This is a genomic window from Enterobacter sp. SST3 (genome assembly GCF_000286655.1).
Classification (GTDB): domain Bacteria; phylum Pseudomonadota; class Gammaproteobacteria; order Enterobacterales; family Enterobacteriaceae; genus Enterobacter; species Enterobacter roggenkampii.
The window spans coordinates 15,055-29,443 of record NZ_ALNS01000049.1; the positions used below are offsets into that span (position 1 = coordinate 15,055).

The 14,389-nt window shown below is 58.2% G+C and carries 15 protein-coding genes, 1 rRNA gene and 1 riboswitch; of the genes, 7 read left to right on the plus strand and 9 right to left on the minus strand.

All coding sequences use genetic code 11. The annotated features are described in order from the left end of the window. Positions 1 to 236: 236 nt before the first annotated feature. The 7 genes from thiH to B498_RS00475 all read right to left on the minus strand — a co-directional run bounded on the left by thiH (position 237) and on the right by B498_RS00475 (position 6,324). Positions 237 to 1,364: a 2-iminoacetate synthase ThiH gene (gene thiH / locus B498_RS00505; protein WP_008503458.1), complete on the minus strand. Its 1,128-nt coding sequence runs from the start codon at positions 1,362 to 1,364 to the stop codon at positions 237 to 239. Continuing rightward, positions 1,361 to 2,131, minus strand: coding sequence for a thiazole synthase (gene thiG / locus B498_RS00500; RefSeq protein ID WP_008503459.1), 771 nt, complete (start codon positions 2,129 to 2,131; stop codon positions 1,361 to 1,363). The genes thiH and thiG overlap by 4 nt, the downstream gene beginning before the upstream one ends. A gap of 1 nt (position 2,132) precedes the next feature. Continuing rightward, positions 2,133 to 2,333 carry a sulfur carrier protein ThiS gene (gene thiS, locus B498_RS00495; protein ID WP_008503460.1) on the minus strand — a complete coding sequence of 67 codons (201 nt, stop codon included), beginning with the start codon at positions 2,331 to 2,333 and terminating at the stop codon, positions 2,133 to 2,135. Next, positions 2,317 to 3,072, minus strand: coding sequence for a HesA/MoeB/ThiF family protein (locus B498_RS00490; protein ID WP_008503461.1), 756 nt, complete (start codon positions 3,070 to 3,072; stop codon positions 2,317 to 2,319). The genes thiS and B498_RS00490 overlap by 17 nt, the downstream gene beginning before the upstream one ends. Continuing rightward, on the minus strand, positions 3,065 to 3,700 hold the full coding sequence (gene thiE, locus B498_RS00485) for a thiamine phosphate synthase (protein WP_008503462.1): 636 nt from the start codon (positions 3,698 to 3,700) through the stop codon (positions 3,065 to 3,067). The genes B498_RS00490 and thiE overlap by 8 nt, the downstream gene beginning before the upstream one ends. Then, positions 3,700 to 5,595, minus strand: a complete 1,896-nt coding sequence (gene thiC, locus B498_RS00480) for a phosphomethylpyrimidine synthase ThiC (protein WP_008503463.1) — start codon at positions 5,593 to 5,595, stop codon at positions 3,700 to 3,702. The genes thiE and thiC overlap by 1 nt, the downstream gene beginning before the upstream one ends. An 80-nt stretch (positions 5,596 to 5,675) precedes the next feature. Then, a riboswitch (TPP riboswitch) is annotated at positions 5,676 to 5,784 on the minus strand. A 54-nt stretch (positions 5,785 to 5,838) separates the two neighbouring features. Further along, positions 5,839 to 6,324 carry an Rsd/AlgQ family anti-sigma factor gene (locus B498_RS00475; protein WP_008503464.1) on the minus strand — a complete coding sequence of 162 codons (486 nt, stop codon included), beginning with the start codon at positions 6,322 to 6,324 and terminating at the stop codon, positions 5,839 to 5,841. A gap of 95 nt (positions 6,325 to 6,419) precedes the next feature. Between B498_RS00475 and nudC the strand changes: the two genes are divergently transcribed. The 6 genes from nudC (at position 6,420) to B498_RS00445 (ending at position 10,772) form a co-directional block, all read left to right on the plus strand. Then, complete coding sequence (gene nudC, locus B498_RS00470) at positions 6,420 to 7,193, plus strand: NAD(+) diphosphatase (RefSeq protein WP_008503465.1); 774 nt, start codon at positions 6,420 to 6,422, stop codon at positions 7,191 to 7,193. A gap of 38 nt (positions 7,194 to 7,231) precedes the next feature. Further along, positions 7,232 to 8,296 carry a uroporphyrinogen decarboxylase gene (gene hemE / locus B498_RS00465; protein ID WP_008503466.1) on the plus strand — a complete coding sequence of 355 codons (1,065 nt, stop codon included), beginning with the start codon at positions 7,232 to 7,234 and terminating at the stop codon, positions 8,294 to 8,296. 9 nt (positions 8,297 to 8,305) lie between these two features. Then, a complete protein-coding gene (nfi, locus tag B498_RS00460; protein ID WP_008503467.1) occupies positions 8,306 to 8,977 on the plus strand; it encodes a deoxyribonuclease V in 672 nt (223 codons plus the stop codon). A gap of 41 nt (positions 8,978 to 9,018) precedes the next feature. Then, complete coding sequence (locus B498_RS00455; protein WP_008503468.1) at positions 9,019 to 9,609, plus strand: YjaG family protein; 591 nt, start codon at positions 9,019 to 9,021, stop codon at positions 9,607 to 9,609. A gap of 186 nt (positions 9,610 to 9,795) precedes the next feature. Next, on the plus strand, positions 9,796 to 10,068 hold the full coding sequence (hupA, locus tag B498_RS00450; protein WP_002445246.1) for a nucleoid-associated protein HU-alpha: 273 nt from the start codon (positions 9,796 to 9,798) through the stop codon (positions 10,066 to 10,068). A gap of 11 nt (positions 10,069 to 10,079) precedes the next feature. Beyond that, entirely contained in the window at positions 10,080 to 10,772 is a 693-nt protein-coding gene (locus tag B498_RS00445) for a DUF1481 domain-containing protein (protein WP_008503469.1), read from the plus strand. A 90-nt stretch (positions 10,773 to 10,862) separates the two neighbouring features. On the opposite strand, the gene purD is transcribed toward B498_RS00445, so the two are convergent. Both purD and purH read right to left on the minus strand, forming a co-directional pair. Continuing rightward, entirely contained in the window at positions 10,863 to 12,155 is a 1,293-nt protein-coding gene (purD, locus tag B498_RS00440; protein WP_008503470.1) for a phosphoribosylamine--glycine ligase, read from the minus strand. Positions 12,156 to 12,170: 15 nt separating this feature from the next. Beyond that, complete coding sequence (gene purH / locus B498_RS00435) at positions 12,171 to 13,760, minus strand: bifunctional phosphoribosylaminoimidazolecarboxamide formyltransferase/IMP cyclohydrolase (protein WP_008503471.1); 1,590 nt, start codon at positions 13,758 to 13,760, stop codon at positions 12,171 to 12,173. 560 nt (positions 13,761 to 14,320) lie between these two features. Here purH and B498_RS0121785 point away from each other — a divergent pair. Then, positions 14,321 to 14,389, plus strand: a 16S ribosomal RNA gene (locus B498_RS0121785); the annotation flags it as partial.

Below are 14,389 nucleotides of genomic sequence, written 5' to 3' on the forward strand. Positions count from 1 at the left end.
TTTTTGACAGGATGATTTATCTTAAGAACCATTAAGAAAATACTTATTAAACTGGCATGAGCCGTTTGAGCAATGAACCAGAGGCAGGGCGAAACGAGGAAGAAGCTTTTCGCCCTGGTCAGCATCCGTTGCTGACCGTGTGACAATAAAAAACCGGACGATTGCCGACAACCATCCGGTTTTGCCTTTTCGTCGCGGCTCGACAATTTTTTAACGTGTTGCAGTGCGTTTCAACGTCACTGCGAGGCTCTTCCCAGCCAGCTGTCCCAGTCTTTCCAGACGGGCTGAAGACCCTGCGCCGTCAGGACGGCGGCGACCGCTTCCGGGCGTCGTCCGTCATGGGGTGCAAATTGTTCCAGTTCCGGATGGTCGTCGGCGTAGCCGCCAGGCTGCGTTTTGGAAAACGCGCTGACGTTGTTAATTGCAATCGGGATGACGCGATCGCGAAATGCCGGAGACTCGCGCGTTGAGAGCGATAATTCCACTTCCGGAGCGAGCAGGCGAAACGCGCAAATGGTCTGCACCAGCTGGCGTTCATCCATCAGCGAAGCCGGTTCAATTCCTCCCGCGCAGGGACGCAGGCGCGGGAAGGAGATGGAGTATCGGCTCTGCCAGTAGTGCTGCTGCAACCACAGCAGATGTTCCGCCACCATGTAACAATCCACCCGCCAGCTGTCGGAGAGCCCGATCAGCGCACCCAGACCGATTTTGTCGATACCGGCGCGACCCAGCCTGTCCGGCGTTTCCAGGCGGAAGAAGAAATCCTGTTTCTTGCCCTTCAGGTGGTGTCGGGCGTACGTCGCCTCGTGGTAGGTTTCCTGATAGACCATGACGCCGTCCAGCCCGAGCGTTTTGAGCTCCGCGTACTCCTCCTGCGACAGAGGCTGCACTTCCATCTGCAACGACGCAAACTGACGCCGAATGGCGGGAAGGTGCCGACGGAAATAGTCCATTCCCACTTTCCCCTGATGTTCGCCCGTGACCAGCAAAAGATGTTCAAAGCCCATTTCACGGATGGCCGCACACTCACGGGCAATCTCAGCCTCATCGAGCGTTTTACGCTTGATGCGGTTGCTCATGGAGAAACCGCAGTAGGTGCAGTCATTGGCGCACAGGTTGGAGAGATAGAGCGGCACGTAGAAGCTCACCGTGTTGCCAAACCGCTGGCGGGTAAGCCGCTGCGCTCGCTGGGCCATCGGTTCGAGGTAGGCGCTGGCCGCCGGGGAGAGCAGGGCCATCAGATCCTCGCGGGTCAGATGACGGGCCTGCAGCGCGCGCTCCACGTCAGCCGCCGTTTTGCTGTTGATACGCAGGGCAATGTCGTCCCAGTTAAGCTGGCGCCAGCGCTCGGTAAACGTGCTCATGAGATCGCCTCCAGAAAACCGGTCAGCGGGCTGGTGGCCTGCGCCTGGAAACTGCGCGAGCCGGGGCCGGATCCTCTTGCCAGCAGGCCGGCCTCCACGGCCAGGCGGAACGCACGCGCCATCATGACCGGATCGTCGGCAACCGCGATAGCCGTATTCACCAGCACCGCGTCGGCGCCCATCTCCAGCGCCTGCGCGGCATGGCTGGGCACGCCAATGCCTGCATCCACCACCACCGGCACGGTAGCCTGCTCAATAATGATTTCCAGCATCGCGCGGGTCTCCAGCCCCTGGTTGGAGCCAATGGGGGCCCCCAGCGGCATGACGGCAGCGCAGCCGACCTCTTCCAGCCGTTTGCACAGGACAGGGTCGGCCCCGCAGTAAGGCAGGACGGTAAACCCTTGCTGCACCAGCTTTTCAGCCGCTTTCAGCGTTTCGATAGGGTCGGGCAGCAGCCAGCGGGCATCCGGATGGATTTCCAGCTTCAACCAGCGGGTGCCGAGCGCCTCCCGTGCCAGCTGTGCGGCAAAAATCGCCTCTTCTGCCGTTTTGGCGCCGGAGGTGTTGGGCAACAGCGTGACGCCCGCTTCCAGCAACGGAGCCAGAATGGCATCGCTGTGATGGCGCAGATCCACGCGCTTGAGCGCCAGCGTCACCAGCTGGCTGCCGCTTTCGCGAATGGCCTCCACCATCAGCTGCGGCGAGGCGAATTTTCCGGTTCCGGTAAACAGATGTGAATCAAAGACTTTATCGGCAATATGTAACATCTCAGCCCCCTGCGATAACCTGAAACAGCAGGATCTGGTCGCCGTCATTGACCTGCTGATGTTCCCACTGCTCGCGCGGCAGGATCTGTTGATTGAGCGCCAGCGCCGTTCCCGGCTTGAGCTGACGCAGCTTGTCGAGCAGTGCGGCAACGGTGAGCCCGTCGTCGCAGCTCATCGGCTCATCGTTAAACAGAATGCGCATCGCGGCCTCCGCACACCGGGCAGTGGCTGGCGCGATGCAGCGCCAGATGACGCCAGCCGCTGGAGCGGGCATCAAACAGCCGCAGCGTATTGCGTTCCGTCTCCATGCCGCTGAGCAGCTTGATGGCCTCCAACGCCTGCATCGTGCCCATCACGCCGACCACCGGACCCAGAATGCCCGCCGTACGGCAGTTGCGCGTCGGCTCGGCATCGTCCGGCCACAGGCAGCGATAGCAGCCCTGCGTCCACGGTGGCGTCAGAACCATCATTTGCCCGCCGAACCCCACCGCGCTGGCGGTGATAAGCGGCGTATGATTTGCCACGCAGGCGGCGTTGATCGCCTGGCGCGTCGCCATGTTGTCGGTACAGTCCAGCACCACGTCGGCAAGGGCGACTTCACGGTGCAGGCTTTCACCGCCAAGCCGCTCCTGTAGGGCAATCAGTTCGATATCCGGGTTAAGCTGATGCAGCCGCTGCCGGGTGATCTGCGCTTTCGGCTGGTTGATATCCTCGGTGGTAAAGAGGATTTGTCGCTGCAGGTTGCTGAGGTGGACCTCGTCGTCGTCGGCCAGCACCAGCGTGCCGATACCCGCGCCTGCCAGATAGAGCGCGGCGGGTGCGCCTAATCCCCCCAGGCCAACAATCAGCACCCGGCTGGCGAGCAGTTTTTGCTGCCCGTCGATGGCGATATCTTCCAGCAGGATCTGACGGCTGTAGCGCATAAAGTCGCGATCATTCATCGCCTGCTCCTGCCAGCTGTAACAGCTGTTCGGTGGCGGCCTGCCAGTCTGCGGCCTGGGTGATGACGCTGACGACGGCGATGCTGCCCACGCCGGTCTCCAGCACTGCCGGGGCGCGTTCCAGGCTGATTCCGCCGATGGCGACGGTGGGGTAGTCGGCAAGGCGTTTAACGTGACCCGCCAGTTGCGTCAGACCCTGCGGAGCGGAGGGCATCTGCTTGGTTTGCGTCGGGAAGACGTGACCGAGTGCGATGTAAGAGGGACGGGCCGCCAGGGCCACGTCGATCTCCATGTCATCGTGTGTTGACACACCAAGACGCAACCCGGCGTCACGGATTGCGCTCAGATCCGTTGTTTCCAGGTCCTCCTGACCCAGATGCACGCCGTACGCCCGGTGCTTAACGGCCAGCCGCCAGTAGTCATTGATAAACAGGCGGGCGTTATACCTACGCCCCAGCGCAATGGCGGCAACCACATCGGCTTCCACCTCCTCATCGCGTTTATCCTTGATGCGCAGCTGGAGGGTGCGAACGCCTGCCTCCAGCAGGCGCGCTATCCACGCCACGCTGTCCACCACCGGATAGAGCCCTAAACGGTAGGGAACGGGTGGGAAATCGGGCTGGTACATTACGCCTCCTCTTTTTTGAGGTAGATTTCGCCGCCTTTGGCGCGGAAGGCTTCGGACATGTCCGCCATACCCACTTCAATGGTTTGCGTGGCGGCGTAGTCGCGCACCTCCTGGCTGATTTTCATCGAGCAGAACTTCGGCCCACACATGGAGCAGAAGTGCGCGACTTTGCCCGATTCCTGCGGCAGGGTTTCGTCGTGGTAGGCGCGGGCGGTGAACGGATCCAGCGCCAGGTTGAACTGGTCTTCCCAGCGGAATTCAAAGCGCGCCTTCGACATGGCGTTATCACGGATTTGCGCGCCCGGGTGGCCTTTGGCCAGATCCGCCGCGTGGGCGGCAATTTTGTAGGTGATCAGCCCCTGCTTCACGTCCTCTTTGTTTGGCAGCCCGAGGTGCTCTTTCGGCGTCACGTAGCAGAGCATGGCGCAGCCGAACCAGCCGATCATCGCCGCGCCAATGCCTGACGTGAAGTGGTCATAGCCCGGCGCGATGTCGGTGGTCAGTGGCCCCAGCGTGTAGAACGGCGCTTCGTGGCAGTGCTCCAGCTCTTCGGTCATGTTGCGGCGGATCATCTGCATCGGCACGTGGCCCGGGCCTTCAATCATCACCTGCACGTCATACTCCCAGGCGATTTTGGTCAGCTCGCCCAGCGTGTGCAGCTCGGCAAACTGTGCTTCGTCGTTAGCATCGCGGATGGAGCCCGGGCGCAGGCCGTCGCCCAGCGACAGAGAGACATCGTACGCGGCGCAGATTTCGCAGATCTCGCGGAAGTGTTCGTAGAGGAAGTTCTCCTGGTGATGGGAGAGGCACCACTTCGCCATGATCGAACCGCCGCGCGAGACGATGCCGGTAAGACGCTTCGCGGTCATCGGCACGTAGCGCAGCAGCACGCCCGCGTGAATGGTGAAGTAGTCCACGCCCTGTTCCGCCTGCTCCAGCAGCGTGTCGCGGAACGCTTCCCAGGTAAGGTTTTCGGCGATGCCGTTGACCTTCTCCAGCGCCTGATAAATCGGGACGGTGCCAATCGGAACCGGGCTGTTACGCAGGATCCATTCGCGGGTTTCGTGAATATAGCGGCCGGTGGAGAGATCCATTACCGTGTCCGCGCCCCAGCGCGTTGACCAGACAAGCTTTTCAACCTCTTCTTCGATGGAGGAGGTGACGGCCGAGTTACCGATGTTAGCGTTGACCTTCACCAGGAAGTTGCGGCCGATAATCATCGGCTCGGATTCCGGGTGGTTAATGTTGGCGGGGATGATCGCGCGGCCTGCGGCCACTTCGTCACGCACAAACTCCGGCGTGATGTTCTCCGGCAGGCGTGCGCCAAAGCCTTCGCCCGGGTGCTGGTAGCGCAGTACTTCGCTGCGGATACGCTCGCGGCCCATGTTCTCGCGGATGGCGATGAACGCCATCTCCGGCGTGACGATCCCCTGGCGGGCGTAGTGCAGCTGCGTCACGCATTTGCCCGCTCTGGCGCGTTTTGGCGTCAGCAGGCCGGTAAAGCGCAGCGCGTCCAGACCGTCGTCGGCCAGGCGTTCTTTGGTGTATGCAGAACTGCGTACGCTCAGTTCTTCGCAGTCGTTACGCGCCTCTATCCACGGCTGGCGCAGCTTTGCCAGACCCTGCTGGACGTTGATAGCCACATCAGGATCGCCGTACGGGCCGGAGGTGTCATACACCAGCACGGCTTCGTTGTCTTCATACTGCGGATTCTCTTTGGTACCGCCGATAAGCGTCGGGCTGAGCTGGATTTCCCGCATCGGGACGCGGATATCGGCCTGCGAGCCGGAAATGTAGATGCGTTTCGAGTTCGGGAAAGCGGTGCCTTCCAGGGTGTCGATGAAGTGTTGGGCCTGTGCACGCTGTTCGCGGCGGGTCAGTTTTGCAGTAGACATAGCTCATTCCAAAAGTGAAGGACATGGCTTGTCAGACGACGGATGAAGCAAGAGAGGATCGCCCGGGGGGGCGATACAACAGCAGTGTGACTCTTGTTCCCTTCGCAGGTATTAGCCTGATCAGGTTCCGCGGATCCCGAATTAACGGTCTCAGCCCGGCTTTCGCTCTGGGCACTCCGACAAGAAAAATCCCCCTCGTGAGAGGGGCGAATGGTTGTAAATTACTCGTTAACGATTAAGAACTCAAGCCGGGCGCGCGATGTTATCTTCGGGGCTGGCGTCCAGGACGAGGCTAATCAGCTTATCTTCCAGCGTGAATCGCTCTTCCAGCGCTTCGCCAAGGTCGGAAAGCGCCTGCTGGAACTCAAGATAGTTATCGTGATCGATGGCGTTCTCAAGCGTGGAATCGTAGTAATCCATGATCTGCTGGGTGTTGGCTTCCAGCAGCGGACAAAGCTTGCTGGCCGCTAAATACGGCGTTGTCCCTTCCATTTCGCGGATAATGCGTTCATAAATATTGAAATGGCCGTCGGACAGATAGTCGACCAGGCTCTGACAAAAATCATCCAGCGCTTTTTCATTCAGCCGCATAAACGATTCTTTGCCAGGCTTAAGACCGACCAGATTGTAATAAGCCACGAGTAGATGCTTGCGCACATGTAGCCAGCGATCCACCAGTTTGTTACTTCCTCTAACGCGCTCAGTCAGGCTTTCTAGCTGGTTTAACATGGTCGACTCCGCAAAGTGTAGGATTGAATCTGCTCATCCAGAATGTAACCACAATGCTAACAACATGTCAGTGAAGCGAAGGTAGTGCAATAGATATGGATCGTATTATTGAAAAATCAGATCTGGGTTGGTGGATCGTCAGTCACGAACAAAAATTATGGTTGCCCGGTGGAGAGCTGCCCTACGGTGCGGCGGAAACGTTCGATCTCGTGGGCCAGCCTGCGCTGAAGATCGGCGAGTGGCAGGGTGAACCCGTGTGGTTGATCCAACAATCGCGTCGTCAGGATATGGGATCCGTTCGCCAGGTGTTGGATCTGGACGTGGGCCTGTTCCAGCTTGCGGGGCGGGGCGTGCAGCTGGCGGAGTTTTACCGCTCGCACAAATACTGCGGCTATTGCGGCCATACCATGCACCCGAGTAAAACCGAGTGGGCGATGCTCTGCAGCCACTGCCGCGAACGTTATTACCCACAAATTGCGCCGTGCATTATCGTCGCTATCCGTCGGGATGACTCTATTTTGCTTGCACAGCATACCCGCCATCGCAACGGCATTCATACCGTGCTGGCCGGGTTCGTCGAAGTGGGCGAAACGCTGGAGCAGGCAGTGGCGCGCGAGGTGATGGAAGAGAGCGGAATCAAAGTGAAGAACCTGCGCTACGTCACCTCCCAGCCGTGGCCGTTCCCGCAGTCGCTGATGACGGCCTTTATGGCCGACTATGACAGCGGCGAGATCGTTATCGATCAGAAAGAGCTGCTGGATGCGAACTGGTATCGCTATGACGATCTACCGCTGCTCCCCCCACCGGGTACCGTGGCGCGTCGGCTGATAGAAGATACCGTAGCGATGTGTCGGGCCGAGTATGAGTAGTGTTACACTGAGGCCATGACGCTTAAGGAACTGCAAAAATGACCGAACTGAAGAACGATCGTTATCTGCGTGCGCTGCTGCGCCAGCCCGTTGATGTCACCCCGGTGTGGATGATGCGCCAGGCGGGACGCTATCTGCCAGAGTACAAAGCCACGCGCGCGCAGGCGGGCGATTTTATGTCGCTGTGCAAAAACGCCGAGCTGGCCTGTGAAGTGACGCTCCAGCCGCTGCGCCGCTTCCCGCTGGATGCGGCGATCCTCTTCTCGGATATTCTGACCATTCCGGATGCGATGGGCCTTGGCCTGTACTTCGAAACCGGTGAAGGCCCGCGTTTTACCTCTCCGATCAGAAGCAAAGCCGATGTGGACAAGCTGCCGATCCCCGATCCGGAAGGCGAGCTGGGCTACGTGATGAACGCCGTGCGCACCATTCGCCGCGAGCTGAAAGGTGAAGTGCCGCTGATTGGCTTCTCCGGCAGCCCGTGGACGCTGGCGACCTATATGGTGGAAGGGGGCAGCAGCAAAGCCTTCACCCTGATTAAAAAGATGATGTACGCCGAGCCGCTGGCTCTGCATGCGCTGCTCGACAAGCTCGCGAAGAGCGTCACGCTCTATCTCAACGCGCAGATTAAAGCCGGTGCGCAGTCGGTGATGATTTTCGATACCTGGGGCGGCGTGCTGACCGGGCGTGATTATCAACAGTTCTCCCTGTATTACATGCATAAAATCGTTGACGGCCTGCTGCGCGAAAACGAAGGCCGCCGCGTGCCGGTGACGCTGTTCACCAAAGGTGGCGGTCAGTGGCTGGAAGCCATGGCGGCAACCGGCTGTGACGCTCTGGGTCTCGACTGGACCACCGATATCGCTGATGCCCGCCGCCGCGTGGGCGACAAAGTGGCGCTTCAGGGCAATATGGACCCGTCCATGCTCTATGCGCCGCCTGCCCGCATTGAAGAAGAAGTGTCGACTATACTGTCTGGTTTCGGCCAGGGGGAAGGCCACGTCTTTAACCTCGGCCACGGTATTCATCAGGATGTACCGCCAGAGCACGCAGGCGTATTTGTGGAGGCGGTGCATCGGCTTTCTGCCCAGTATCACAAGTAAGGAGTCGTTATGGATCTCGCGTCGCTACGCGCTCAACAAATCGAACTGGCCTCATCGGTGATCCGCGAGGATCGTCTGGATAAGGATCCTCCGCAGTACATTGGCGGAGCCGACGTCGGGTTTGAGCAGGGTGGGGACGTGACGCGAGCGGCGATGGTGGTGCTGAAATACCCTTCGCTCGAGCTGGTGGAGTACAAGGTCGCGCGTATTGCCACCACCATGCCGTACATTCCGGGCTTTCTCTCCTTCCGCGAATATCCCGCGCTGCTGGCAGCGTGGGAGCAGCTTTCGCAAAAACCTGACCTGCTTTTTGTCGATGGACACGGTATCTCACACCCGCGCCGTTTAGGCGTTGCCAGCCACTTTGGGCTGCTGGTGGATGTGCCGACCATCGGTGTCGCCAAGAAACGCCTCTGCGGCGCCTTTGAACCTCTTTCAGCCCAGCCGGGTGCGCTGGCACCGCTTATCCATAAAGGCGAGCAGCTGGCGTGGGTCTGGCGCAGCAAGGCACGCTGTAATCCGCTGTTCATCGCCACCGGCCATCGGGTGAGTATGGACAGCGCCCTGGCGTGGGTACAGCGCTGCATGAAGGGCTACCGCTTACCGGAGCCAACGCGCTGGGCTGACGCGGTGGCCTCTTCGCGTCCGGCTTTTGTTCGTTGGCAGGAAATTCAGCGATGATTCAGGTAAACTGCGCCTAATTTTCGATTCGAGAGATCATCATGCTACAAAACCCGATTCACCTGCGCCTTGAAAAGCTGGAAAGCTGGCAGCACGTCACCTTCATGGCTTGCCTGTGCGAGCGCATGTATCCCAACTATGCCGCGTTCTGCAAGCAGACCGGCTTTGGTGATGGCCATATCTACCGCCGCATTCTGGATCTGATCTGGGAAACGCTGACGGTGAAAGACGCGAAGGTGAATTTCGACTCTCAGCTCGAAAAGCTGGAAGAGGCGATCCCGGTGGCGGATGATTTTGACCTGTACGGCGTCTACCCGGCAATTGATGCCTGTGTGGCGTTAAGCGAATTGCTCCACTCCCGCCTGAGCGGTGAGACGCTGGAGCACGCTATCGAAGTCAGTAAGGCCTCTATCACCACCGTGGCGATGCTGGAAATGACCCAGGAAGGTCGCGAGATGACCGACGAAGAGCTGCGTGCGAACCCGGCCGTTGAGCAAGAATGGGATATCCAGTGGGAGATTTTCCGCCTCCTGGCAGAGTGTGAAGAACGCGATATTGAGCTGATAAAAGGGCTGCGCGCGGACTTACGTGAGGCCGGTGAGAGTAATATTGGTATAATTTTTAACCAATGAGATAAGAAAACTTGAGATAACGCCCGTTTTGTCGCTCCTCGACTCTTCCCTTTCGACCCTTGTCTGGTCTACATTTGGGGGGCGAAAAAAAGTGGCTATCGGTGCGTGTATGCAGGAGAGTGCTTTTTTGGCATTTTCGTCGCACTCGATGCTTAGCAAGCGATAAACACATTGAAAGGATAACTTATGAACAAGACTCAACTGATTGATGTAATTGCGGACAAGGCTGATCTGTCTAAAGTGCAGGCTAAAGCTGCTCTGGAATCTACCCTGGCTGCTATTACTGAGTCTCTGAAAGAAGGCGATGCTGTACAACTGGTTGGTTTCGGTACCTTCAAAGTGAACCACCGCGCTGAGCGTACTGGCCGCAACCCGCAGACCGGTAAAGAAATCAAAATCGCCGCAGCTAACGTGCCGGCATTTGTTTCTGGTAAAGCACTGAAAGACGCTGTTAAGTAAGACGCGTGGCAGTGAACAGTTTTAGCGAAGGGGCGGCAACGCCCCTTTTGTCTTTCTGGCGCGGAACGCTCGCGCTGGCAGGTGTGCTGCTGCTGTCAGCCTGTAGTCACGACACCACTCTGCCGCCGTTTACCGCCAGCGGCTACGCTGACAACCAGGGCGCGGTCAGGATCTGGCGTAAAGATTCCGGCAATGAAGTTCATCTGTTGTCTGCCTTCAGCCCGTGGCATAGCGGCAATACGTCGACGGCAGAATATCGCTGGCAGGGAGATGACCTCTCGCTGATTGAGCTGAACGTCTACAGCAAGACCCCCGAACACGTGAAAGTGCGTTTTGACGACCATGGCGAGCTGAGCTTTATGCAGCGTGAAGTCAGCGGTCAAAAACAGCAGCTTTCCAGCGACCAAATCGCCCTCTACCGTTACCGTGCCGAACAAATCCGCCAGACCAGCGATGCGCTTCGTCTGGGACGCGTTGTGCTGCGCCAGGGGCGCTGGCATAACGATGGAACGGTAACCACCTGCGAAGGGCAAACGGTGAAGCCTGAGCTTGAATCCTGGGCGACCGAACACATTCAACGCCGTCAGCGTCATTCATCAATGGACGTGAGCGTGGCGTGGCTTGAGGCGCCGGAAGGCTCTCAATTGCTATTGGTGGCGAACGAAGATTTCTGCACCTGGCAGCCGACAGAGAAGAGTTTTTGAGTTCTGTGGATTAAGCCGGATGGCGCTAACGCTTATCCGGCCTACGAACGATTCCCTCTCCCTGTGGGAGAGGGTGAGGGCGAGGAGGAATTACTCCCCCTGCTCACGCGCAATCGCGCGATAGCCGATATCCTGACGGCTAAAGCTACCGTTCCAGTGAATATCCGCCATCAGCGCATAGGCGCGCTTCTGTGCTTCTGCCACGGTATGACCCAGCGCGGTCGCACACAGCACGCGTCCGCCGTTGGTCAGAACGCGATCGTCCTCAGCCAGCTTCGTACCGGCGTGGAACACTTTCGCACCGTCAATCTCTTCCAGCGGCAGACCGTGGATCTCATCACCGGTGCTGTAGTTGCCCGGATAACCCCCCGCAGCAATCACCACGCCGAGAGACGCACGCTCGTCCCACTCGGAGGTTTTCTCGTCCAGCTTGCCATCGCAGGCAGCCAGGCACAGCTCCACCAGATCGGATTTCATGCGCAGCATGATTGGCTGGGTTTCTGGATCGCCAAAGCGGCAGTTGAATTCGATGACCTTAGGGTTACCCTGCTTGTCGATCATCAGGCCTGCATAAAGGAAACCGGTGTAGGTATTGCCTTCTGCCGCCATCCCCTTCACGGTAGGCCAGATGATGCGATCCATGGTGCGCTGGTGGACGTCGTCAGTCACGACCGGCGCAGGGGAGTAAGCGCCCATCCCGCCGGTATTAGGCCCCGTGTCGCCATTGCCCACACGCTTGTGATCCTGGCTGGTGGCCATCGGCAGAACGTGCTCGCCGTCGACCATGACGATAAAGCTCGCCTCTTCACCGTCGAGGAACTCTTCTATCACGATGCGGTGGCCCGCATCGCCAAAGGCATTACCTGCCAGCATATCCTGAACCGCGGCTTCCGCTTCTTCGAGCGTCATCGCGACGATCACGCCTTTACCCGCGGCCAGACCGTCGGCCTTGATAACAATCGGCGCGCCTTTCTCACGTAACCAGGCCAGAGCAGGCTCCACTTCAGTGAAATTCTGATATTCCGCCGTCGGGATGTTATGACGCGCGAGGAAATCTTTGGTGAAGGCCTTGGAGCCTTCCAGCTGCGCGGCGCCTTCCGTTGGGCCAAAGATTTTCAGGCCCGCTGCGCGGAACGCATCCACCACGCCAATCACCAGCGGCGCTTCAGGGCCGACGATGGTCAGGTCGATTTTCTCCTGCTGAGCAAAGCTCAACAGCGCCGGAATGTCGGTCACGCCGATAGCCACGTTCTGCAGCGCGGGCTCCAGCGCGGTACCGGCGTTGCCCGGTGCCACGAAGACCGTTTTAACCAGCGGAGACTGGGCCGCTTTCCACGCCAGCGCGTGCTCGCGTCCGCCGTTACCAATCACTAATACTTTCATTTTCTGCTCCGGGAATTAATGGCGGAAGTGACGCATGTCGGTGAAGATCATCGCAATGCCGTGTTCGTCGGCAGCGGCAATCACTTCGTCATCGCGGATTGAACCGCCAGGCTGGATCACGCAGGTGATGCCGACAGCGGCTGCGGCATCGATGCCGTCACGGAACGGGAAGAAGGCGTCAGAAGCCATGGCGGAGCCTTTGACTTCCAGGCCTTCGTCACCTGCTTTAATACCCGCGATTTTCGCAGAGTAAACGCGGCTCATCTGGCCTGCGCCTATCCCGATGGTCATGTTCTCTTTGGCGTAGACGATGGCGTTGGATTTCACGAACTTCGCCACCTTCCAGCAGAACAGCGCGTCACGCAGTTCCTGTTCGGTCGGCTGACGTTTGGTCACCACGCGCAGGTCGGCTTCTGTCACCATACCCAGATCGCGGTCCTGAACCAGCAGGCCGCCGTTTACGCGCTTGAAGTCCAGGCCCGGCACGCGTCCTGCCCACTGGCCGCAAACCAGTACGCGCACGTTCTGTTTTGCCGCGGTGATTTTCAGCGCTTCTTCGGAGGCCGATGGCGCGATGATCACTTCAACGAACTGGCGGGAGATGATGGCCTGAGCCGTTTCAGCATCCAGCTCGCGGTTGAAGGCGATAATGCCGCCGAACGCGGAGGTCGGGTCGGTTTTGTAGGCGCGATCGTAGGCATCAAGGATTGAGGTGCTCACGGCAACGCCACATGGGTTCGCATGCTTGACGATAACGCAGGCCGGCTCGCTGAATTCTTTCACGCACTCCAGCGCGGCGTCTGTATCGGCAATGTTGTTATAGGAGAGCGCTTTGCCTTGCACCTGCTGGGCGGTAGCGACAGAAGCTTCTTTTACCTCTTCTTCTATATAGAAGGCCGCCTGCTGGTGGCTGTTCTCGCCGTAGCGCATATCCTGCTTCTTAATGAAGTTCAGGTTCAGGGTGCGCGGGAAGCGACCTGAAGGATCTTTGCTTTCACCGTGGTAAGCCGGCACCAGGCTACCGAAGTAGTTGGCAATCATGCTGTCGTACGCCGCGGTGTGTTCGAATGCTTTAATCGCGAGGTCGAAGCGGGTGTCCAGAGTCAGCGACCCTTCGTTCGCATCCATCTCATTAATAATGGCGCTGTAATCGCTGCTCTTTACCACGATGGCGACATCTTTATGGTTCTTGGCCGCAGAGCGCACCATGGTCGGGCCACCGATATCAATATTCTCTACGGCATCTTCCAGAGAGCAGCCTTCGCGCGCCACGGTCTGGGCGAACGGGTAGAGGTTAACGACAACCATGTCGATCGGCGCGATGTCGTGCTGTTCCATAATGGCGTCGTCCTGACCGCGACGGCCCAGAATGCCGCCGTGGACTTTCGGGTGCAGGGTTTTGACGCGTCCATCCATCATTTCCGGGAAACCGGTGTAATCGGACACTTCGGTTACCGGCAGACCTTTATCTGCTAACAGGCGAGCGGTTCCACCTGTGGAAAGCAGCTCTACACCGCGTGCAGAAAGTGCCTGAGCGAATTCGACGATACCGGCTTTATCAGAAACACTGAGCAGAGCGCGGCGGACTGGACGACGTTGTTGCATGGTAAATCCCCTGGATTTCACGATTACAGAGAGCGTTAGATGAATTTTCCTGTGAAAAACTCATCTAACACACCTGACGAGGCATCCTTGTAAAGCGCGAGCATTTTAACGAAAACGTTTGCGCAACGCTCGCACATTTTCACTTTTTCGTATCATTGTGGATAAGTCTGTGCGTAAAAAGGTATAAGGCGGGGTTTTGCTGTGGAATGCAGCAGTCAGTCATTTTTCTGTCATTTAGCGGTTGCGGCCTGCGGAGAACTCCCTATAATGCGCCTCCATCGACACGGCGGATGTGAATCACTTCACAGACAACGCGGTCGGTTGAAGAGAAAAAATCCTGAAATAACGGGTTGACTCTGAAAGAGGAAAGCGTAATATACGCCACCTCGCAACGGTGAGCGAAAGCCGCGTTGCACTGCTCTTTAACAATTTATCAGACAATCTGTGTGGGCACTCAAAGTGACATGGATTCTTAACGTCCTCGGACGAAAAATGAATACCAAGTCTCTGAGTGAACATACGTAATTCATTACGAAGTTTAATTCACGAGCATCAAACTTAAATTGAAGAGTTTGATCATGGCTCAGATTGAACGCTGGCGGCAGGCCTAACACATGCAAGTCGAGCGG